Consider the following 19,481-nt stretch of genomic DNA (forward strand, 5'->3'; position numbering starts at 1 on the left):
GCCAAAAAATCCCGTTCCACGACCAATTGGCCGATCTTGGCGTGCAGCTTCTCGACCTCCTTCTCGGAGATCGTCGTCTCGGCGGACGAGGCATCAAATTCGAACGCAGGCGCCATGTTCGCAATCGCGGCGCGCTTCCATCCGCTGATCATTGTCGGATGAATGCCGTACTTTTTGGACAGTTCGGCCGTCGTCAGTTCTTCGCGGATGGCTTCCAGTGTAACCTTCGCCTTGAACTCCGCAGAATAGCGCTTTCGTTTCGTCATCTCAGGTCAGTCCTTCGTCAATCGCTAAAGCTTAGCAACTGGTCCGAATTCCTGCGACCACCTCTAACGACCAGATGCAGCCAGGCCGCACAGCAATCCGTGCTGAACCATATACGCGACGGTTTTAGCTGTGACTCGTAGCCTCCGAGCAGCCTCGCTGACGGAAATAAGGCTCCCGCATTGCGCATTCTCTTCATCTGCAGCATTGCGAGATGAATACCCTGCGGCTCGGAAGGACATCTTTTCGCGCTCGTAGGCATCGAGCATTTTTTGGGTCACGAAGCTCATTGGAATGATATCGCCAGCTGCGTCACGCTCTGCGAGGCCACGTGAGATCAGATCTTCGGCGTTACGCTTGGCATACCCCTCCAGCGAGAGTGACTGTTGTTCGTTCAAGGAAACGATTCCATCCGAAGCCACCCCAAGAACGAGCACACCTTTTCTGACGGAAAAGTTGTTGAATACGTGCCGCCGCACGACGTCACGAAGGGGCTCGAACTCATCACCGAGACCCCGACTTTTTAGCCATGCCATCCAAGGCCCGAAGAGCCGACCGAAGAATCTACTATCCAACCCGTCTTCACGGGCCATCGCGGCAAGGCAGTCAGAAAGGGCCGAGGGGCCATCTTTCAAAATGTCGAAGCCCTGAGCGCCATAACTCATCCATTCGGACTCGCTATGCCCCTTCAGCGCAGCGAGTGGCCCTTTCGCAATTCTTAGGCCCAGCACTTCACACGCGCGGGACGCCACATTGAGTTCCAGACAGTCAAACCATCGCTCGCCGCGCCCGTTCAGGATGCGGTTGGTCAGGTACAGCTCGAAAGCGCTGCAGTTCGCTTGGGCCACTGGCTGGTCCAGAATCCAGCCGTGACACTTCCGGAGCTGCGCTGCAAAATCTTTGGCATCCTTGTAGAATTTTTCGGCTGGGAGGCACACGAGCATGCATTCATGATCCGCGCAGCTTCTGATCGACGAGAATTTCCAGTGGAGGCGGCGTGGTAAGCGCCATGATTCGGCTGCGGATGGAACCTCCGCCCTGACACATTGCGGACAAACCCGGACGCGAGCGCGCTGAAAACTTTGAAGAGAGGCAAATTCATCCCGCAGGCGAAAGTGGCCATTACTGAGATAACGGATGGACACCTTTTCCAATGCGGCCGCATGACACCCGACGAGCTGGGCCAATTGCTCGATGGCAACCTTCTCACCACGAAAGAGTGGATCGACCGGAAAAGCAATGTCACCGCAAAACTGAAACATGGAGCGGGCACCATTCCTAGCCGCAAGCCGCGACAGCAAGGAGGATGCCGGCTCGAAGGCAGCATGCGACACCGTCAGCGGCAAACGCGGAAAGTTCGTTCCGGGGGTGGCAGGGAGGCTCTTGGCCAAACGGTTCTTCCGCGATCGGATAAAGACAGGACTGGCCTGACCTTACGATCGCAAACCCTACTGGGCAACGAGACTCTGATATCTGGAAAGTTCGGCTTTTGGGTCAGCTATCTGTCACAAAAGTCGGTTTTGTCTGTCAACTGACAACAGGGGAGAAATGGTGCACCCGGAGCGATTCGAACGCCCGGCCCCCAGATTCGTAGTCTGGTGCTCTATCCAGCTGAGCTACGGGTGCATCTCGGGGCGGTGGATAGCCTTAGTGCTGGCAGGCCGCAAGGGCGAAAATCGAAAAAAAGCGATCTCTTGTAAGAAAATGTCTTGAAACGGACATCAGCGGGATTCGCCCCCTGCCAAGCCTCGGGGGATCTGGATTTTAAACTGGCTGCCCTCGGCGTCGCTGCGCAGCAGTTCCAGTTTGCCGCCATGCCCGCGGATAAGATCGGCTGCAATTGTCAGGCCAAGACCGGTGCCGCCACGACGGGTGCTGCCGCTAAAAGGCTTGAACAGGTGTTCCCGTGCTTTTTCCGGCAAACCGGGGCCGCTGTCGCCCAGACGGATCCACCAGTTGCTTTCCCCTTCACCCGCGCCGATTTCCACGATGCCGGGTTTGCCTGTCGCCTCGATCGCCTGACGGGCGTTCCGCATCAGGTTGGACAACACTCTGTAAAGCTGGTCGCGATCGGCGCGAATGATCAGCGCGGGCGGAATATCGGACAGGAACTCGACCTGCCCCGCAGCCTCTCCGGCCAAAGCTTCGGCCTCGATCACCTCGGCGGCAAGGTGGCCAAGATTGAAGCGTGACAGCGTCGGCGCAGGTTCTTCGGCCTTGCCGAAGGCCAGCGTGGTTTCGCACAGGTTCACCGCGCGGGTGATCGAATTCACCAGCTTGGGGGCGGCGCGTTTTACCTTGGGGTCGGCGCTATCCTCTAGCCGGTCGGCAAATATCTGCGCGGTGGTCAGGATATTGCGCAGGTCATGGCTGATCTTGGCAATGGCTTGGCCCAGCAGGGCCATCCGCTCTTTCTGCTTCAAGGACGATGTCACAGTCTGCTGCATGGACCGCAGGGCGTCTTCAGCCTCGCGCAGTTCTTCCAGACGTGCACCGGGGATAATAATGTGACGACTGTCTTCGGGCGCACTGGCATAGGCCGACATATGGCTGATCACCCGCCGCATCGGCACCAGAATCAGCCGCTGCGCCGCCAGAAACAGCAAAACCGCCGTCATGATCGAAAATGCTGCCGAAACACCCAGCAAGGTCAGACCGAAATCGATCATCGCCTCGCGCATGGGGCCGGTCTGCATTGTAATCTCGATCAACTGGCCGGCTTGGTTCACGGGTGATCCGATGACGCGGATGACGCGATTCTGCCGGTCCAGCATCGTCATCAGCGAATCATCGACCGTTTGCAGGACGCTGTCTTCGCGCAGATCATAGGTCGCGGCGATCGGGCCGGGGATGGGCGATGACAAAACAAGCTGGCGGATGTCGTTGCGGCGCAGAACGACGTTGAAGACATCCGCGTTCTGCAACAGTTCGGTTTCCAGATCCGCCGCCAGCGAGTCATCGGTGGCAAGCAGGGCCAGACTGGCGATCTGGGCGCGTTCTAGACGCGACTCCAGATAGTCCAACCTGTAAGATGCCAATGAAGGCAACAGGATGAACAGTTCTGCCAGGACGACAAACATCATCGTCAACGCAGCGAATCGGCCAGAGATCGTATTCAGTCGCATAGTGTCCGGGTATGGTTATGCCGGTGCCACTTGTCAGCCGACGAATGAGGGGTATGTCGATCAAACGAATGTGAATGCGCCAAAGTTCCATCTGACGCGTTCACGCGAAGATACTACGCTTTGCTGGTAAGAACGGTTGACGTGGAGATGCTTGTCCCCTATTCAGCGGGCTTCGAACAACCAGCGCCGTCGCGCGGGGCAGTATTCTGCTACCCTGCCCTGACTTGATGCCACCCGCAAGATACGATCCGGAGACTGAATATGAAGCGCACTTTCCAACCTTCGAACCTCGTTCGTGCGCGCCGTCACGGCTTTCGCGCACGCATGGCCACCAAAGGCGGCCGCCGCATTCTGAATGCACGCCGTGCCAAAGGCCGTAAGAGCCTTTCGGCTTGATAGCGCCCGGCAGCAGCTTGCTGCCACATAAAGGCTTTCGACATGCCGCCACTGCCCCATCCTGCTGAAACCCAGCCCACGGATGCCGGCACGGCGGCATTTCGCGTGGCTGAAGGCTATAAAATGCCGCCGGTTATTGGCAAACGCGCTGATTTTCTGGCAGCGGCCCGTGCACGTCGCCAGCCTATGCCCGGATTTTTGTTACAGGCACGCGCCCGCGATGATAACGGGCCTGCCCGTATCGGGTTTACCTGTTCCAAAAAGGTCGGCAATGCCGTGGCCCGCAATCGTGCCAAGCGTCGCCTGCGCGAAGTTGCCCGGCTTGTAATGCCCGATACGGCCAGACAGGGCTGGGATTACGTCCTTGTCGGTCGCCCCGTCGCAACGGCCACGCTTGATTTTGCCCAGCTTTGTCAAGACTTCACACGCGCTATGGGTAAGGTGCACCGGTGAAACCGATGGCCCGCATCGTGGCCTTGCCCGTGCGTGCCTATCGATTGCTTGCTTCACCTTGGGTCGGGCACGGCTGCCGGTTCCAGCCGACCTGTTCGGCCTATGCCTTGCTGGCGTTGGAACAACATGGCGCCTTGCGGGGAACATGGCTGATTCTTCGACGGATCGGGCGCTGTCATCCCTGGGGCGGACGTGGATATGACCCAGTCCCCGGCACCGATTGCAGCCACGACGACGACCACAGACATTAGACGGGGCCACAATGCTGGACGATATCGACGATAATGACATCCACCCGCTGTTTGCAGGTGCCCCCACATCCACCGAATTCCGCAAATTACGCAAACGCATGATCCGCGAGGCCCGCTCGGCGATCGAGGATTATGGCATGATTCGCGCGGGTGATCGCTGGCTGGTCTGTCTGTCGGGCGGCAAAGACAGCTATGCCCTGTTGGCAATCCTGCATGAATTACAGTGGCGCGGTCTGCTGCCTGTGGATCTGCTGGCCTGCAATCTGGATCAGGGCCAGCCGAACTTCCCCGCAACCGTGCTGCCTGAATTCCTGAAGGCGCGCGGTGTGGCGCATCGGATCGAATATAAGGACACCTATTCCATCGTGAAGGAAAAGGTGCCCGCAGGCCGGACCTATTGTGCGCTGTGTTCGCGTCTGCGTCGCGGCAACCTGTACCGCATCGCCCGCGAGGAAGGCTGTTCGGCTGTTGTGCTGGGCCATCACCGTGACGACATTCTGGAAACCTTCTTCATGAACCTGTTCCACGGCGGCAGGCTGGCAACCATGCCGCCCAAGCTGTTGAACGAAGAAGGCGACCTGACCGTTCTGCGCCCCCTTGCCTATGTTTCCGAGGCGGATTGCGAGCGTTTTTCCAAAGCAATGAACTATCCCATCATTCCCTGCGATCTTTGCGGCAGTCAGGAAGGCCTGCAACGTGTTCAGGTCAAGCGCATGCTGGACGAATGGGAAAGCCGCACCCCCGGCCGGCGGCAGGTCATCTTCCGGTCGCTGATGAATGTCAGCCCCTCGCATCTGCTGGATCCGGCTTTATTCAACTTTTCATCACTTTTTCCTGCACAGACCGGCGATACGCCATCCGATGTGCCGGATTTGCGTGATCCGGCGCTGGAACTTTAACGGAACGAAAAGTTTTCGCGCTTAGGACTGATGCCTGTGATTCCGTGAAAGGTCCGGCATGTCCATGAAAGTCATTCGTTTGTTCGCACCGTTCCGCAAGATGCTTTGCAGACCGGATGACGCGGCTGATCTGTCCTGCAGTGTTTTGCTGTTGCAGCTTGAAAACACCGAAATTCTGGCCCGCAATCTGGATAAGGCCGCGATGAGCCACCTTTTGGTGCAATTGTCGATGACATTGGGCCGCGCGGTCCGCCCCTATGATCCGGTACGAATACTGGCGCCGGGGCTGTTCGCCTTTGTGCTGCGCAACCGTAAAGATCGGGATGCCATGCAGGTGGCGCGACGTTTGCATCAGCAAGGTCAAGCCCCGATCGCGCTGGCCGGACAGACACTGACGCCTGTCATCACTGGTGCGCTGATCCATGCAGATGCCCCAGACCTGCCAAGCATAGATGCCCTGATCGACAATGCCCGCCACCGTCTGCAAAGCGTCGCGGATGACGATCTGGGGCGGCTGAAGCTTCACCCCTATGACAACGGCCTGACCGCGCCCCGCCTTGTCGCAACTGTCAGCGACGCCATAGATGCCCAACAGATCGAGGCATGGTTCCAACCGCAGGTCTGCTGCCATTCGGGCGCGATTACGGGATTCGAGGCTCTGGCACGCTGGAACCACCCCACCCGCGGCATTCTTGCCCCCGGCACTTTCATGCCCCAGATGACCGAGGCTGATCACACCGCTCTGACCCAGACAATGTTGACCCAGTCCTTACTGGCCATCAAAGCGTGGGATGCCGCCGGTTTCAATGTGCCGACAGCCTCAATCAACATCTCGAACAACGAACTTTCAGCGCATGGCTTCGCGGATTGCCTGCTGTGGGAATTGGACCGCCATGAAATTCGCCCCGAACGCGTCGTGATCGAGGTTCTGGAAAGCGTCGGTCCTGTTACCAGCAACGCAGACGTCCGCATCAACCTGCGCAAGCTGTCCAAGGCGGGCTGCCATATCGATCTGGATGATTTCGGCACTGGCTATGCCAGCCTTGATGCCATCCGGCAGTTCGGCATCCATCGCATCAAGCTGGATCGCAGTTTTGTGACGGGATGCGATATCGACCCGGCACAGCAACGGATGATTCTTGCCATTCTGGCATTGGCAGAACGGCTTGGCATTGCCGCGCTGGCCGAGGGTGTCGAAACCCGAGAGGAACACGCCTTCCTTGCCCAGATGGGCTGCGACGAGGTGCAAGGCTATGCAATTGCACGCCCCATGCCAGTGGCCGCGACAATGGATTTCCTGCGCCGTCACAATGCCGCCGCTGCCGATCTGCCCAGCATTGCAAAACGTGGATAGTGGCGCTGCTTTGTCCGGATGCGGGCACCGGAACCCCCGCCGATGGGCCCCGGATTGGCAAAGATCGGTTGAATCACCCAAGCATTCCTGCCCATTCGGCCAAATCCGCTTGACCTTTCGGGGTCCGTTCTGTTGAACCGGCGCGACTGACTTGATGACAGTGGTGAGGGAATGGAAGACAACAACCGCAATCTGATCCTGGCGACGGTCCTGTCGTTTCTGGTGATCCTGGTCTGGTATACGGTCTTCGCTCCGGAACCCGTATCAGACCAACCTTCGGGCGTGCCTTTGGCGGAACAATCAGTCGGCGACCAGCCGCTGACCGCGACAGCGCCCGCCGGCACAACGACGGCAGCACCTGCCGATCTGGCCGCGAACGGAGCCGCACAGGCACAGCCTGCAGACCGCATCGACATCCAGTCGGATTCGCTGGAAGGCTCGATCTCGCTGGCGGGTGGTCGTATCGACGACCTGCTGCTGCGCCAGTACCATGAAACGCTGGACGACAGTTCGCCCGACGTGCGGCTGTTGTCGCCGTCTTCGGCAACGGCAGATGACGCCATCGATACCGGCGTCACAAAGCCCTATTACACAGTCTATGGCTGGACCCCCGGTCAGGGCACCGATCCTTCGCTGGTTCCCAACCCCTCGACCGTCTGGACCCAGGAATCGGGCGATATGCTGGCCCCCGGCCAGCCTGTGACGCTGGCATGGGACAATGGCGCGGGCCAGGTTTTCCGCCGGACCTTCCAGCTGGACGACCAATATCTGTTCACTGTGTCGCAGAGCCTGGAAAACAACGGCGACACCGCCTTCGAGGCAGCACCCTATGGCATCATCGCCCGCCATGGCCGCCCCGACACGCAGAACTATTTCGTGCTGCATGAAGGTGTCGTTGGCATGCATGACGGCACCCTGATTGAAACAAAATACGACAAGATTGCGGAATTCGACCCCATTGCCCGTGAAGGCCGTGCACAGGTCTATGACGTAACCGGCAACGGCTGGGTCGGTTTCACCGATAAATACTGGATGACCACGCTGGCGCCTGCCCCCGGTCAGGCCTTTACCGCTGTTGTGAAATACGCGGATGGCGCGGACATCTATCAGACGGAAGCGCGCTTCCCGATGCAATCCGTCCAGCCGGGCACGCAGGTTCAGGCGGACAGCTATCTGTTCGCAGGTGCCAAAGTCTGGTCGGTGCTGAACCAATACGAAGACACCCCCGGCATTGAGGGTTTGGTGGATTCGATCGACTGGGGTTGGTTCTTCTTCCTGACCAAGCCGATCTTCCATCTGCTGCACTGGCTGCATGCGATCATCGGCAATATGGGTCTGGCGATCATCGCCCTGACCTTCGTGCTGAAAACGCTGGTCTTCCCGCTGGCCCGCAAATCCTACATCTCGATGGCGAAGATGAAGGAATTGCAGCCCCAGATGGAGGAGCTGAAGGCCCGCACCGGCGACGACCGCATGAAGTTCCAGAAGGAAACAATGGAGCTGTATAAGCGTGAGAAAGTGAACCCCGCAGCCGGTTGTTTGCCGATCCTGCTTCAGGTTCCGATCTTCTTCTCACTGTACAAGGTGATTTTCGTCACCATCGAATTGCGCCATGCGCCCTTCTTTGGCTGGATTACCGACCTTTCGGCACCTGACAGCTCCAGCTTGCTGAACCTGTTCGGCCTGCTGCCGTATGCGACGCCTGGACCGGAATCCTTCCTGCATATCTTGTCATTGCCTGCACTGGCCATCTTGCTGGGGATCAGCATGTGGATGCAGCAGCGTCTGAACCCGGCACCTTCGGATGCCGCGCAAAAGATGATCTTTGCATGGATGCCGTGGATCTTCATGTTCATGCTGGGTGGCTTTGCCTCGGGTCTGGTTCTGTACTGGATCACCAACAATACGATCACGATCCTTCAGCAGTACACGATCATGTCGATGCACGGGCACCGTCCCGATCTGTTCGGCAATATCAAATCCTCGATGCCCAAAATCCCTGCGAAGGGTGCAAAGGGCAAAGGAAAGTGACCGCGCATCTGGCCCTTATCCGCCGTCACCCGATCAAAACGGTCGGAGGAGAGGGGCTGGACAGCGTCACATTGCAGGCTGCGCACCGTTTGCCGGGGGATCGCAGCTTTGCGATCCTGACCGACAAAGGCGAACGGCATGCGATTGCCAGCCAGACAAACGGGCAGCCGGATCGCTGGCTGCCCAAATCCTGTTTCCTGCGCGGTGCAGCTTGCCCCGATTTGCAGGCTGTCAGTGGCGGATGGGATGGTGACAAGCTGACCCTGACCCATCCGCGCCAGACCCCCATTACCATTGACCCTGCCACCCAAGGGGATATTCTGATCGACTGGTTGCGGCCTCTGTGGCCCGCCGATGCCGCCCGACCGACGCGCCTTGTCGAAGGGGCCGCGATCTGGACCGATCAGAAACGGCCTTGGATTTCCATTCTGTCGCTGGACAGCCTTGCGGACCTGAAGGCCAAGACCGGCCTTGATCTGGGAACCCATCGCTGGCGCGGCAATCTGTGGACCAAGGGCTGGGACGCCTTTTACGAACGCGATCTGATCGGCCAGACCATCCATATCGGACAGGTTGAACTGCGCGTTACCGAACACATCGGCCGCTGCACGGCCACCAATGCCGATACGGCAACGGGGCATGTTGATCTTGACATGATCGACTGTTTGCAGCGCCATTACGGACACACGGACTTCGGCGTCTTTGCCGAGGTCGTTACGGGCGGTCATATCCGCCTTCAGGACCAGATTACGCTATGAAAGTCGATTTCCCGATTGCCCCGATCCCCGATCCCGCCGCAGCCGAGGCAGCGCGCCTGCTGTTTGCAGGGCCGGTCGATTTCCTGAAAGGCGTCGTCCATATGGACGGCCTGCCGCCCCCCAACCGCCCCGAGGTCTGCTTTGCAGGCCGCAGCAACGTTGGCAAATCCAGCCTGATCAATGCATTGACGGGCCGTAAGGGTCTGGCACGCGCTTCGAACACGCCGGGCCGGACGCAGGAAATCAACTATTTCACGCTTGGCGAACATTCCTATCTGGTCGACCTTCCGGGCTATGGCTATGCCAAAGCGCCGCTGGCGATTGTCGCCAAATGGCAGGCGCTGCTGAAAACCTATCTGGCCGGTCGCCAGACGTTGAAGCGTGCTTTCTGCCTGATCGATTCGCGCCACGGCGTGAAAGAGGTCGATCATGAGATCATGAAGCTGCTGGACCGCTCGGCTGTGCCATTTCAGGTCGTGATGACAAAGACTGACAAGCTGGGGCCGAATGCAATCAAACCCGTTCTGGCGCAGGTGGCCGAGGAATTGCAGAAGCACCCTGCCGCCTATCCGGAAATTGTTGTGACCTCATCCGAAAAGAATGATGGCATCGCAACCTTGCGCGCAATTATTGCCGGTCTGGACTGAGGGGGCCTTGCGCCCTAAGGTCCGAACCGTCGTCTAGGGATCTTCAGGATGAGAAAGCAGAATATGAACCGTGACTGGATCGCCACCGCACGCACCCTGTCCGAGGCTCTGCCCTATTTGCAGCGCTATTCGAATTCGGTTGTTGTGGTCAAATTCGGCGGTAACGCCATGGGCGACGATGAGGCCATGGCAGAATTCGCGCGCGATATCGTCCTGATGAAACAGGTCGGCATGAACCCGATCGTCTGTCATGGCGGCGGCCCGATGATCAACGACCTGCTAGGCAAGCTGGGCATTGAAAGCCGCTTTGTGCGCGGCAAGCGCGTGACCACCAAGGAAACCGTCGAAGTGGTCGAAATGGTGCTGTCTGGCCTTGTGAACAAGCGCATCGTGCAGGCGATCAATGATGCAGGCGGGCGGGCTGTCGGCATTTCGGGAAAAGACGACGACATGATGGTCTGCGAGGTCGACGACCCCGAACTGGGCTTTGTCGGCCGCCCGATCGAGATGAACGTCCAGATCATCCGCGACCTTTATGGTGCGGGCATGATCCCTGTGATCGCGCCTGTTGCCACCGGCATGGCCGATAATGAAACCTTCAACGTCAATGGCGATACCGCCGCCGGTGCGATTGCTGGCGCGCTGAAAGCCGACCGTCTGCTGTTGCTGACTGATGTTGCCGGTGTCAAAGACGCCAGCGGCGAGGTTGTGACCCAGCTGCACCCCGATCAGGTTCGCGCGATGATTGCCGATGGCCAGATTGCGGGCGGGATGATTCCCAAGACCGAAACCGCCCTTGCCGCAATTGAAAAAGGCGTGCGGGCTGTTGTGATTCTGGATGGTCGCGTGCCGAATGCCTGTCTGCTGGAACTGTTCACCGAACATGGCGCAGGCTCTTTAATCAGGAAAACCGAACCACGGGTTATACCGCGCGGTTTGCGGCAGGTCGATCCCGACCTGTAACACCCCTTAAAATCAAGGCTATGACGGTTTTTATCAAATAGCCTTGATTTGCTTGCCGTATCGACAAATCCTGTGGCAGTCTGCCAAGACCTTCAGCATGGCATAAGAGGCTGCACCCCATGACCCCACTTGGACATCGACGCCTGATCCTGACCCGCCATGCCAAATCGGCTTGGGATGACCCGACCTTGGACGATCACGACCGCCCGCTGAATGATCGCGGCCGTCGTTCGGCCTTTGCTTTGGGCGACTGGTTGGCCAGCCGCGGCTATGAACCCGAAGAGGTTCTGTGTTCATCCGCGGCACGCACACAGGAAACATGGAATGTCGTCACCGCCGCCGCATTAGAGGTGCGCCCCCAGATCCGGATCGAACATTCGCTGTATCAGGCAGGGCCTGACCGTATGCTGGCCGTTCTGAAAACCGCAACCCAACCGACGGTCATGATGCTGGGCCATAACCCCGGCATATCCGAACTGGCGGCCATGTTGCCTGCACGCGCACCGATGGACGCCGAATTCCGCCGCTATGGCACTGCAGCGACCCTTGTTGTTGATTTTCAGGCTGACAGCTGGGCCGAAATTGTCCCCGGACAGGGCAGCGTCATGGATTTCGTGCGCTTCGACGGTCGTTATTGATAAATTCGGGGAAGCGGCGTATTGCCCCTTCCCCTTTTGCTTCAATGGCCCAAAATCTGACTGAGGAACAACTTTGTCCGGTCTGATTTGGGATTGTTGAAAAATTCGCTTGGCGTGTTCTGTTCGACGATCTGGCCCTGATCCATAAAGATCACACGGTTCGCCACGGCCTGCGCGAAGCCCATTTCATGGGTGACGCAGATCATGGTCATGCCTTCCTCGGCCAGTTCGATCATGGTGTCCAACACCTCTTTGATCATTTCGGGGTCCAAGGCCGAGGTCGGTTCATCGAACAGCATGATCTTGGGTTGCATACACAGTGACCGGGCGATTGCCACACGCTGTTGCTGGCCGCCCGACAGCTGGCCCGGATATTTCAGCGCCTGATCGGGAATTTTGACCTTTTCCAGAAACTGCATCGCGGTTTCTTCGGCCTGACGTTTAGGAACCTTACGGACCCAGATCGGGGCCAATGTGCAGTTTTCCAGAACCGTCAGGTGCGGGAACAGGTTGAAATGCTGGAACACCATCCCGACATCCGAACGCACCTTGTCGATGTTCTTGATATCGCTGGTCAGTTCGACGCCATCGACGACAATATGGCCCGCCTGATGCTCCTCTAACCGGTTGATGCAGCGGATCAGCGTCGATTTACCCGACCCCGAAGGGCCGGCAATAACAATCCGTTCACCCTGATGGACGGTCAGGTCGATATCGCGCAGCACGTGGAAGGTGCCATACCATTTGTTCATGTTGCGGATGTCGATGGCCACCTGGTCGCTGACCTGCATATGGCTGTGGTCGACCTTGCGATTGATCGCTTCACTCATGTGATCTGGTCCTTACTTGTGGTCACGTTGCAGGCGACGTTCCAGATACATCGAGTATCGGGACATGGCGAAGCAGATGATAAAGAAGATGGCGCCGACAAAGATAAACGGCTCCCAATAGATGCCCTTCCATTCGATATTGGCGCGAATGGCGTCGGGCATGGATTTCAGCGGATCGTAAAGACCGACAAAGGTCACCAGAACCGTATCCTTGAACATACCGATAAAGGTCGACACGATCCCGGGAATACTGATCTTCAACGCCTGTGGCAGCACGATCAGCCGCTGTGCCTTCCAGTAATCCAGCCCCAATGCGTCGGCAGCTTCGTATTGGCCACGTGGCAAGGCAGCCAGACCGCCGCGGATAACCTCGGCCATATAGGCCGCGGCGAAGATCGTGACCATGATGATGACGCGCAGGATGATGTCGAAGGTCGTGCCTGGCGGCAGGAAATAGTTCAGCAGCAGGGATGCCACGAACAGTAGGGTGATCAACGGCACGCCGCGGATGAATTCGATGAACATCACCGACAGCGATTTGATCAGGAACATATCCGACTGACGGGCCAAGGCCAGCACAATGCCGATGGGCAAGGACAGTGCGATGCCCGCTACACCGATGGTGACCGACAACAAGAACCCGCCGAACCTGTCCGAGCGGACGGATTCGATCGACATAGGAATCAGGTTTTGCGCGTCATTGGCTGCATCACCGGCAAGGATCATCCAGAACAGGATTGTCACCAGAATGGCGGCGAACATCCCGACGCCCGGAAGCCGCTTGCCCAAGATACGCCAGGCAACCCAGCCAAGCGCCGGCCCGACCAGAATGAAGATCGGGGTCCATAAGCTGCCGCCCCACAAGAACCAGATACCTGCCAGCGGATAGATCAGCGCCACAGGCACCAGCCAGCGCACATTGCGTTCGGATGCATAGATCCCCCCCGCAAAGGCGATGGCAGCAAAGACCAGCCAGATCATGGGCGATCCAAGGGCGATCATTGCCGCCAGCGTCACGACGGCAGTGATCACCAGCACTGTCCTGCGAATGACCAGCGCCGTGGCAAACAGCACCGGTGCCAATGCAATCATCTGCAGACCGAAGGTCATGGTTGGCCGCCAGTAAAGCTCGGACGGATAGAAACCGAAGGTCAACTGGTTCCAGCGTTCACGGATGACCGCAAAACAGGCCCCGCGCGCATCCGGCCCCCAAGTGGCGGAAATGATTTCTCGACACTCGGACAGGCTGGAGGCGTTCCAGACGGAATGTGCGAACCAGTCCCAGAAGTGGGTCACAAGAAAGAAGATAATCAGGATGCCTGCGATGGTCAGGACGCTGTTGACGGGGCCTGCGAACAGGTTTTCCCGCAGCCAGCGCACCGCACCGGCCTGATTGTCGGGTGGCTGCGCGGCGGGCAACATGGTGTCGCGCACGAACGGCACGGTCTGGGCATGGGTATCGCTCATCCTTACCGCTCCTTCAGTTTGACACGAGAGTTGAAGACGTTCATCGCCGCCGAGATCAGCAGGCTGAGCATCAGATAGGTCAGCATCATCAGAACGATCGCCTCAAGCTCGCGTCCTGTCTGGTTCAGCGTCGTGCCACCCAAGGTGCCGCGCAGATCCATATAACCGACCGCAATCGCCAGAGAGCTGTTCTTGGTCAGGTTCAGATATTGCGAAATCAGCGGCGGAATGATCACCCGCAGCGCTTGGGGCAGGATCACCAGGTTCATCGTGCGCTTGGGACGCAGGCCAAGGGCAAAGGCTGCCTCGGACTGGCCACGGCTGACGGCCAGAATACCGGCGCGGACAATTTCAGCGATGAAAGCAGCGGTATAAAGGGTCAAGGCCAGCCAAAGCGCGACCAGCGAATTCGAGACATTGATGCCGCCGGTAAAGTTGAACCCCTTTAGCGCGGGCGCGATCAGATGCAGGCCGAAAAACCAGATCAGGAACAGCGACGGCACAGTCATCACCAGCAGGCTTTTCCACCATGTCGTCGGACGGAAACCCGTGCGGTTCTGCACTTTCTGCGCGTTCTTGGCGATCATGCCACGCGCAATCCAACCGCCGATCAACACCACGACAAAGGCAATGGTCGCCCAGTTAAAGGTGATGCGCGCACCCAGATCAAGGCTGCCGGGATCATTGGTCATCCCCAACGTCGGGATCGAGGTATAGCGGTTTGTCAGCGCAACATTGTCGAACAGGATCATCGACCATGCCGGATCATCGCCCCGATAGGCATTCGGCGCCGGCATGATTTCGGTAAAGACCGCATAAATGATCAAGATCCACAACAGCAGGGGAATGTTGCGGAAAATCTCGACATAGACGGTCATCAGCCGACCGAACAGCCAGTTTTTGGACAGGCGGGCGACGCCGACAGCGATGCCCAGAATGGTTGCCGCGATACAGCCCAGAATGGCGACCAGCAGCGTGTTCAACAGACCGACGACGGCGGCACGGAAATGCGTGTCATCGGCGCTATAGGGGATCAGCGTCTGGGAAATATCATAGCCGGCACGCTGGAACAGAAAGCCGAAATCGAAGGTTTTGCCCATCGAGGCAAGGTTGGTGATCGTATTGCTGATCAGCCACCACATGGCGGCCATGACCAATATAAACACGATCACCTGAAAGGTCAGCGACCGATAGCGCCGATCATAGATCAGCATGCTTGGCCGGAACGACGTATCCGTCGATGCCGAGACGTCCGTCATCTTGATTACCCCTGTCGCCCGCCTGCCCGGCTTGGTGCCGTTTCTTGTCTATGGCGGGATTATCGTTGGTGGTGGTTCCCCGAAGGGGTTGGACCGGGCCCCGAACAGGCCCGATCCGTGTTATCGGGTCAGATCAACGGAACGGTGGTGCATAAAGCAGGCCGCCCTGCGTCCATTGCGCGTTCAGACCACGGGCCAGACCGATGGGGGTTTGTTCACCGATATTGGCAGCGAAAATTTCGCCATAGTTGCCGCTGGCCAGAATGGCGCGTTTCGCCCATTCCGCATCCAGACCCATCATCGCGCCCAGTTCATCACTGGTTCCCAGCAAACGCTGGACTTCGGGGTTGGTCGAGGACCGGACCAGCTCTTCGATATTGCGCGAGGTCACGCCGTATTCTTCGGCCGCGACCAATGCGTTCAGCGTCCAGCGAACGATATCGCCCCAGTTGTTGTCGCCGTGGCGCACTGCTGGTCCAAGCGGCTCTTTCGAGATGATCTCGGGCAGGATGATGTGGTTTTCAGGGTCAGCAAATGCCGCGCGGGTGGCCGCCAGACCGGATGCGTCAGTCGTGTATGCATCACAGGCGCCAGCCATATACTGCTGTTCACCCTCGGCGTTGCTGTCGATGTTGACGGGGGTATAGTCCATCTGGTTGGCGCGGAAGTAATCGGCCAAATTCAGTTCGGTCGTGGTGCCGGTCTGGATACAGATCGTCGCACCGTCCAGTTCCTTGGCCGAGGTGACGCCCAGATCCTTGCTGACCATGAAGCCCTGACCGTCGTAATAATTGACGCCGGTGAAATCCAGCTTCAGGTCGGTGTCGCGCGAATAGGTCCAGGTCGAGTTGCGGGCCAGAAGATCCACCTCGCCCGAGCTAACGGCAGTAAAGCGCGTCTGGCCGGTCGTGGGGACGAATTTGACCTTGGTGGGATCGCCAAGCACGGCGGCAGCAACAGCGCGGCACAGCGCGACATCAAAGCCTGTCCAGTTGCCGTTCGCATCAGGTGCTGCAAAGCCGACCAGGCCGGTATTCACGCCGCAATTCAGCTCACCGCGTTCTTTGACCTGAGCCAGGGTCGACCCTTCTTGGGCCATACCCATACCGGCAAGCAGCGTCGCTGCGGCCACTGTTCCCAGGAAAACCGATTTTGTCATTGCTACCTCTGTGTTGGAGCGACTGGTCAACCACCGATCAGCCAGGCGCGGTCTGGACCGAATTTCCGATCCTTGTTTGTTATAGCACGACACCGAAGTGCTGTCCTAATAGGCGATATTGTGCCGATACAAAGACGCGCGTCAAGAACTCCAACCCATAAGAAAAGCGCTTTCAACCCTTACGCGACAACCTCCAGAGGCGTTCTGCCTGTTTCATCGCCAGTAAACGCGAGGCGGCGACGGCCTGCGCGTCCTCATCATCACCCCAGCGGCTGATCTGGAAATCCTCGTCGATGCGCGACAAACGGAAGGCATCCTCGACCGGAATCCGGTCCTGAATGACGGCCAGACCAAGAACAAGCGATCCGGGAATCGTCACAAGATCATGCAATGCGGTCAGCCCATACAGGTCCAAGGCCTGCACTTGCCTATGCAGACGCACCAGCGATTCGTCATGCTGATCCACGGGAATAACACCCTGTGTCACCCGCAGCGGCGCATCGTGATGCGTGCAGGCCCATTCAATCAGCGGGTCCCAACCGGCGGCTTGCAGCGCAATCAATTCCCGCGGATCGGTTGCCCGATAACACAGCAGATCGGTGCCTGCATAATCAGCAAGCATTGCAGCAACAGCGTCGAACTGCGGCGCGACCTTTTCTACCGCCGAATTGGCAGCGCGCGTCAGCGGCATGGTGTCGGGGCGGATGATATCGTCCTGCGCGTCCCATTCGGCCGCGACCGCATCGGCCAGTGATTGCGTCGGCAGGCTCAGGGGCTTTTTACCCGGCGTACGAACCGGACGGTCATCCAGAATAACCTCCCACCCGTCATCTGCGGGGCGGGTTGCGGAAGCTTTCCAGAACCGGCGGGCTTTCCATTCGGTCATGCCGACCACCTTTCGATTGCTTGGGTCAGCGATGCGAAGTCGCCGAAAATCTGCGCGGCACCGGCGTCGGTCAGGGCCTGTGTTAGGTGATATCCCCAAGACACCCCGAAACCGGTCATCCCCGCCTGACGGGCCATCTGCATATCAAAGCTGGTATCGCCGATCATAATAGAATCGGCAGCCTCGGTCCCTGTTTCCGACATGGCGGCATGCAACATCGCCGGATGGGGTTTTGAGGGATGGCCGTCGGCTGTTTGAAGGCTTAGAAACCGCCCCTGCCAACCGTGGGCGGCAATCACCGCATCCAATCCGCGCCGCGATTTCCCCGTGGCCACAGCCAGCAGAATATCGTCACGCGCAGCCAGCCGGTCCAGACAATCCGCAGCACCGGCATAAAGCGGGGCCGCCTGTTCGGCCCGCGCCGTGGCATAGGCGGTCTTATACCCCTCGACCACCTGCGTCACAGTATCGGGGTCGGCCTGCGGCAACAGTTGCGCCACGGCGACCGGCAAAGACAACCCGACAATCGACAAAACCTGTTCGCGGGGCAACAAAGCCAGCCCCGCAGCGTCAAAGGCGCTGTCCATCGCGTGCAGGATCAGGCCTTGGCTGTCGACCAGCGTACCGTCGACATCAAAGACAACAAGCTTCATTCGTCCTCCGCAAAGGGATCGGCAGGCACATCGTTTTCATGCCAGCCCACGTTCTGCCATGTCCGCGTCATATGTTCGGCCAAAGGCGCAGTGATGGTCATGCGTTTCTTGGTGATCGGGTGATCGAAGGTGATGCTGCGGGCGTGCAGATGCAGCTTCTTGCTGATCTCTCCGCCCAGCTGGGCACCCCAGCCATCGCCAAGGTTTTCCTGACCCGAGCCACCGTATTTGCCGTCGCCCACAATGGGATGGCCCAATTCGGCCATATGCGCGCGCAACTGGTGGGTGCGGCCTGTGATCGGCACCAATGCACACCAGCTGGCCCGCGTCCCAAGCGCGTCCATAACGGCGTAATCGGTGGTGGCGCGCTTTGCGCCTTCGGTCTTGTCGATATCCCGCGGATGGACGGCGATCATCTTTTCATCGCCGCGTCCATGACCACCCCCGCTTTTGACCAAGCCATAACGGATTGTGCCCATGCGCGGATGGGGCACACCTGCAACGGCGGCCCAATAGATCTTGCGGGTGCTGCGCAGACGGAACGCCTCGGACAGGGCGCGCGCCACGCGATCGGTGCGTGCCAGCAGCAAAACACCCGAAGTGTCCTTATCCAGCCGGTGAACCAGCTTGGGGCGTTCCTTGAAGCCGAACATCAGCGCGGTAGTCAGACCATCGACATGGCGACCGCCCAGACCGCTGCCACCCTGACTGGGCAGACCGGGCGGTTTATTGATCGCAATGATATGTTCGTCCCGCCACAGAACCGCCGATTGAATCATCTGCACATCGGCATCATTGACCTGCGGCCCCAAGGGACGATCGGTCTTTTCGCGCGCGGGACCGGGTTCGGGCATCGGGGGAATACGAATTTCCTGCCCCGGCTGGACGCGGGATGCGCCTTTGACGCGACCGCCGTCAACACGCAGCTGGCCCGTGCGGCACAGCTTTTCGATGGCCACCTGCGACACATGCGGGAAGCGTTTGCGCAGCCAGCGGTCCAGACGCTGTTCGCCATCTTCTTCGGTGACCTGAATTGTCTGTACGCCGCTCATGCCCAAAATCCTCGACCCAATGCCAGCCCCGCGGTCACGGCAGCCAGCGACAGCAGGACCGTGCCCGCCACATATATCAGGGCGCTACCGCCCTGACCCCGTTCCCACATCGTCAGCACATCCAGTGAGAATGCCGAAAACGTGGTGAACCCGCCCAAGAACCCCGTCAATACAAGCGGGGCATAGGCATTCCCAAGCCGATGCGCGAATAGCGCCGCCAATAGTCCCATCAGGAACGAACCGGCAAGATTAACAAAGCCCGTCGCAAGGCCGAAAGCGGCCCATTGTGACGGGATCATCCGATAAACGGCAAAGCGACCGGTGGCACCAAGCGCACCGCCGATTGCAACTTGAAGAAAGGGGTTCAACATCGTTTCCGTGTGTGGCGGCGCGGCC

The 19,481-nt window shown here is 58.8% G+C and carries 21 protein-coding genes and 1 tRNA gene; 10 read left to right on the plus strand and 12 right to left on the minus strand.

What is annotated here, in order from left to right:
• From DWB67_RS15100 to DWB67_RS15115, 4 genes are all read right to left on the minus strand, one after another.
• The coding region (locus DWB67_RS15100; RefSeq protein ID WP_147385943.1) for a transposase at positions 1-266 on the minus strand (266 nt) is incomplete at its 3' end.
• A 63-nt stretch (positions 267-329) separates the two neighbouring features.
• On the minus strand, positions 330-1,655 hold the full coding sequence (locus DWB67_RS15105) for a TniQ family protein (protein ID WP_255418703.1): 1,326 nt from the start codon (positions 1,653-1,655) through the stop codon (positions 330-332).
• A 158-nt stretch (positions 1,656-1,813) separates the two neighbouring features.
• Positions 1,814-1,890 (minus strand) — tRNA-Arg (locus tag DWB67_RS15110).
• Between the two features lie 95 nt (positions 1,891-1,985).
• Positions 1,986-3,389 carry a HAMP domain-containing sensor histidine kinase gene (locus DWB67_RS15115; RefSeq protein ID WP_119808420.1) on the minus strand — a complete coding sequence of 468 codons (1,404 nt, stop codon included), beginning with the start codon at positions 3,387-3,389 and terminating at the stop codon, positions 1,986-1,988.
• Between the two features lie 261 nt (positions 3,390-3,650).
• On the opposite strand from DWB67_RS15115, the gene rpmH reads away from it, so the two are divergent.
• The 10 genes from rpmH to DWB67_RS15165 all read left to right on the plus strand — a co-directional run bounded on the left by rpmH (position 3,651) and on the right by DWB67_RS15165 (position 11,779).
• A complete protein-coding gene (rpmH, locus tag DWB67_RS15120; RefSeq protein WP_072295533.1) occupies positions 3,651-3,785 on the plus strand; it encodes a 50S ribosomal protein L34 in 135 nt (44 codons plus the stop codon).
• Positions 3,786-3,827: 42 nt separating this feature from the next.
• A complete protein-coding gene (gene rnpA / locus DWB67_RS15125) occupies positions 3,828-4,238 on the plus strand; it encodes a ribonuclease P protein component (protein WP_119808421.1) in 411 nt (136 codons plus the stop codon).
• Positions 4,239-4,243: 5 nt separating this feature from the next.
• A complete protein-coding gene (yidD, locus tag DWB67_RS15130; RefSeq protein WP_119808466.1) occupies positions 4,244-4,489 on the plus strand; it encodes a membrane protein insertion efficiency factor YidD in 246 nt (81 codons plus the stop codon).
• A gap of 11 nt (positions 4,490-4,500) precedes the next feature.
• Positions 4,501-5,388 (plus strand): tRNA 2-thiocytidine(32) synthetase TtcA, encoded by an 888-nt coding sequence (gene ttcA / locus DWB67_RS15135; protein ID WP_119808422.1) that lies wholly within the window; start codon positions 4,501-4,503, stop codon positions 5,386-5,388.
• A 64-nt stretch (positions 5,389-5,452) separates the two neighbouring features.
• The gene (locus tag DWB67_RS15140; RefSeq protein ID WP_182911604.1) at positions 5,453-6,742 is read left to right on the plus strand and encodes an EAL domain-containing protein; all 1,290 of its coding nucleotides are present in this window, start codon (positions 5,453-5,455) and stop codon (positions 6,740-6,742) included.
• Between the two features lie 171 nt (positions 6,743-6,913).
• Complete coding sequence (gene yidC / locus DWB67_RS15145) at positions 6,914-8,773, plus strand: membrane protein insertase YidC (RefSeq protein ID WP_119808424.1); 1,860 nt, start codon at positions 6,914-6,916, stop codon at positions 8,771-8,773.
• Positions 8,770-9,531 (plus strand): MOSC domain-containing protein, encoded by a 762-nt coding sequence (locus tag DWB67_RS15150; protein WP_119808425.1) that lies wholly within the window; start codon positions 8,770-8,772, stop codon positions 9,529-9,531. Before yidC ends, DWB67_RS15150 begins: the two co-directional genes overlap by 4 nt.
• Positions 9,528-10,178, plus strand: a complete 651-nt coding sequence (yihA, locus tag DWB67_RS15155) for a ribosome biogenesis GTP-binding protein YihA/YsxC (RefSeq protein WP_119808426.1) — start codon at positions 9,528-9,530, stop codon at positions 10,176-10,178. The genes DWB67_RS15150 and yihA overlap by 4 nt, the downstream gene beginning before the upstream one ends.
• A 63-nt stretch (positions 10,179-10,241) precedes the next feature.
• Positions 10,242-11,141, plus strand: a complete 900-nt coding sequence (gene argB, locus DWB67_RS15160) for an acetylglutamate kinase (RefSeq protein ID WP_119808427.1) — start codon at positions 10,242-10,244, stop codon at positions 11,139-11,141.
• Positions 11,142-11,260: 119 nt separating this feature from the next.
• Positions 11,261-11,779 carry a histidine phosphatase family protein gene (locus tag DWB67_RS15165; RefSeq protein WP_119808428.1) on the plus strand — a complete coding sequence of 173 codons (519 nt, stop codon included), beginning with the start codon at positions 11,261-11,263 and terminating at the stop codon, positions 11,777-11,779.
• Between the two features lie 41 nt (positions 11,780-11,820).
• Here the strand turns inward: DWB67_RS15165 and DWB67_RS15170 are convergent, their stop codons facing one another.
• From DWB67_RS15170 to DWB67_RS15205, 8 genes are all read right to left on the minus strand, one after another.
• A complete protein-coding gene (locus DWB67_RS15170) occupies positions 11,821-12,609 on the minus strand; it encodes an amino acid ABC transporter ATP-binding protein (RefSeq protein ID WP_119808429.1) in 789 nt (262 codons plus the stop codon).
• 12 nt (positions 12,610-12,621) lie between these two features.
• Positions 12,622-14,076 (minus strand): amino acid ABC transporter permease, encoded by a 1,455-nt coding sequence (locus DWB67_RS15175; RefSeq protein WP_119808430.1) that lies wholly within the window; start codon positions 14,074-14,076, stop codon positions 12,622-12,624.
• A 2-nt stretch (positions 14,077-14,078) separates the two neighbouring features.
• A complete protein-coding gene (locus tag DWB67_RS15180) occupies positions 14,079-15,335 on the minus strand; it encodes an amino acid ABC transporter permease (protein WP_119808431.1) in 1,257 nt (418 codons plus the stop codon).
• A 133-nt stretch (positions 15,336-15,468) separates the two neighbouring features.
• Entirely contained in the window at positions 15,469-16,494 is a 1,026-nt protein-coding gene (locus DWB67_RS15185; RefSeq protein ID WP_119808432.1) for an amino acid ABC transporter substrate-binding protein, read from the minus strand.
• A 172-nt stretch (positions 16,495-16,666) separates the two neighbouring features.
• Positions 16,667-17,380, minus strand: coding sequence for an ATP12 family chaperone protein (locus DWB67_RS15190; protein ID WP_119808433.1), 714 nt, complete (start codon positions 17,378-17,380; stop codon positions 16,667-16,669).
• Positions 17,377-18,033, minus strand: a complete 657-nt coding sequence (locus DWB67_RS15195) for an HAD-IA family hydrolase (protein WP_119808434.1) — start codon at positions 18,031-18,033, stop codon at positions 17,377-17,379. The genes DWB67_RS15190 and DWB67_RS15195 overlap by 4 nt, the downstream gene beginning before the upstream one ends.
• Complete coding sequence (locus tag DWB67_RS15200; protein WP_119808435.1) at positions 18,030-19,085, minus strand: RluA family pseudouridine synthase; 1,056 nt, start codon at positions 19,083-19,085, stop codon at positions 18,030-18,032. The genes DWB67_RS15195 and DWB67_RS15200 overlap by 4 nt, the downstream gene beginning before the upstream one ends.
• Positions 19,082-19,456 carry a CrcB family protein gene (locus DWB67_RS15205; protein WP_119808436.1) on the minus strand — a complete coding sequence of 125 codons (375 nt, stop codon included), beginning with the start codon at positions 19,454-19,456 and terminating at the stop codon, positions 19,082-19,084. The genes DWB67_RS15200 and DWB67_RS15205 overlap by 4 nt, the downstream gene beginning before the upstream one ends.
• Positions 19,457-19,481 lie beyond the last annotated feature (25 nt).

Source organism: Paracoccus sp. JM45 (assembly GCF_003590715.1).
Taxonomy (GTDB): Bacteria; Pseudomonadota; Alphaproteobacteria; order Rhodobacterales; family Rhodobacteraceae; genus Paracoccus.

Bases quoted from the DNA above. Each gene is read 5' to 3' on its own strand.
- DWB67_RS15115 (WP_119808420.1), bottom strand. From the start codon at position 3,389: ATGCGACTGAATACGATCTCTGGCCGATTCGCTGCGTTGACGATGATG.
- rpmH (WP_072295533.1), top strand. From the start codon at position 3,651: ATGAAGCGCACTTTCCAACCTTCGAACCTCGTTCGTGCGCGCCGTCAC.
- rnpA (WP_119808421.1), top strand. From the start codon at position 3,828: ATGCCGCCACTGCCCCATCCTGCTGAAACCCAGCCCACGGATGCCGGC.
- yidD (WP_119808466.1), top strand. From the start codon at position 4,244: ATGGCCCGCATCGTGGCCTTGCCCGTGCGTGCCTATCGATTGCTTGCT.
- ttcA (WP_119808422.1), top strand. From the start codon at position 4,501: ATGCTGGACGATATCGACGATAATGACATCCACCCGCTGTTTGCAGGT.
- DWB67_RS15140 (WP_182911604.1), top strand. From the start codon at position 5,453: ATGAAAGTCATTCGTTTGTTCGCACCGTTCCGCAAGATGCTTTGCAGA.
- yidC (WP_119808424.1), top strand. From the start codon at position 6,914: ATGGAAGACAACAACCGCAATCTGATCCTGGCGACGGTCCTGTCGTTT.
- yihA (WP_119808426.1), top strand. From the start codon at position 9,528: ATGAAAGTCGATTTCCCGATTGCCCCGATCCCCGATCCCGCCGCAGCC.
- argB (WP_119808427.1), top strand. From the start codon at position 10,242: ATGAACCGTGACTGGATCGCCACCGCACGCACCCTGTCCGAGGCTCTG.
- DWB67_RS15165 (WP_119808428.1), top strand. From the start codon at position 11,261: ATGACCCCACTTGGACATCGACGCCTGATCCTGACCCGCCATGCCAAA.
- DWB67_RS15170 (WP_119808429.1), bottom strand. From the start codon at position 12,609: ATGAGTGAAGCGATCAATCGCAAGGTCGACCACAGCCATATGCAGGTC.
- DWB67_RS15175 (WP_119808430.1), bottom strand. From the start codon at position 14,076: ATGAGCGATACCCATGCCCAGACCGTGCCGTTCGTGCGCGACACCATG.
- DWB67_RS15180 (WP_119808431.1), bottom strand. From the start codon at position 15,335: ATGACGGACGTCTCGGCATCGACGGATACGTCGTTCCGGCCAAGCATG.
- DWB67_RS15185 (WP_119808432.1), bottom strand. From the start codon at position 16,494: ATGACAAAATCGGTTTTCCTGGGAACAGTGGCCGCAGCGACGCTGCTT.
- DWB67_RS15190 (WP_119808433.1), bottom strand. From the start codon at position 17,380: ATGACCGAATGGAAAGCCCGCCGGTTCTGGAAAGCTTCCGCAACCCGC.
- DWB67_RS15195 (WP_119808434.1), bottom strand. From the start codon at position 18,033: ATGAAGCTTGTTGTCTTTGATGTCGACGGTACGCTGGTCGACAGCCAA.
- DWB67_RS15200 (WP_119808435.1), bottom strand. From the start codon at position 19,085: ATGAGCGGCGTACAGACAATTCAGGTCACCGAAGAAGATGGCGAACAG.
- DWB67_RS15205 (WP_119808436.1), bottom strand. From the start codon at position 19,456: ATGTTGAACCCCTTTCTTCAAGTTGCAATCGGCGGTGCGCTTGGTGCC.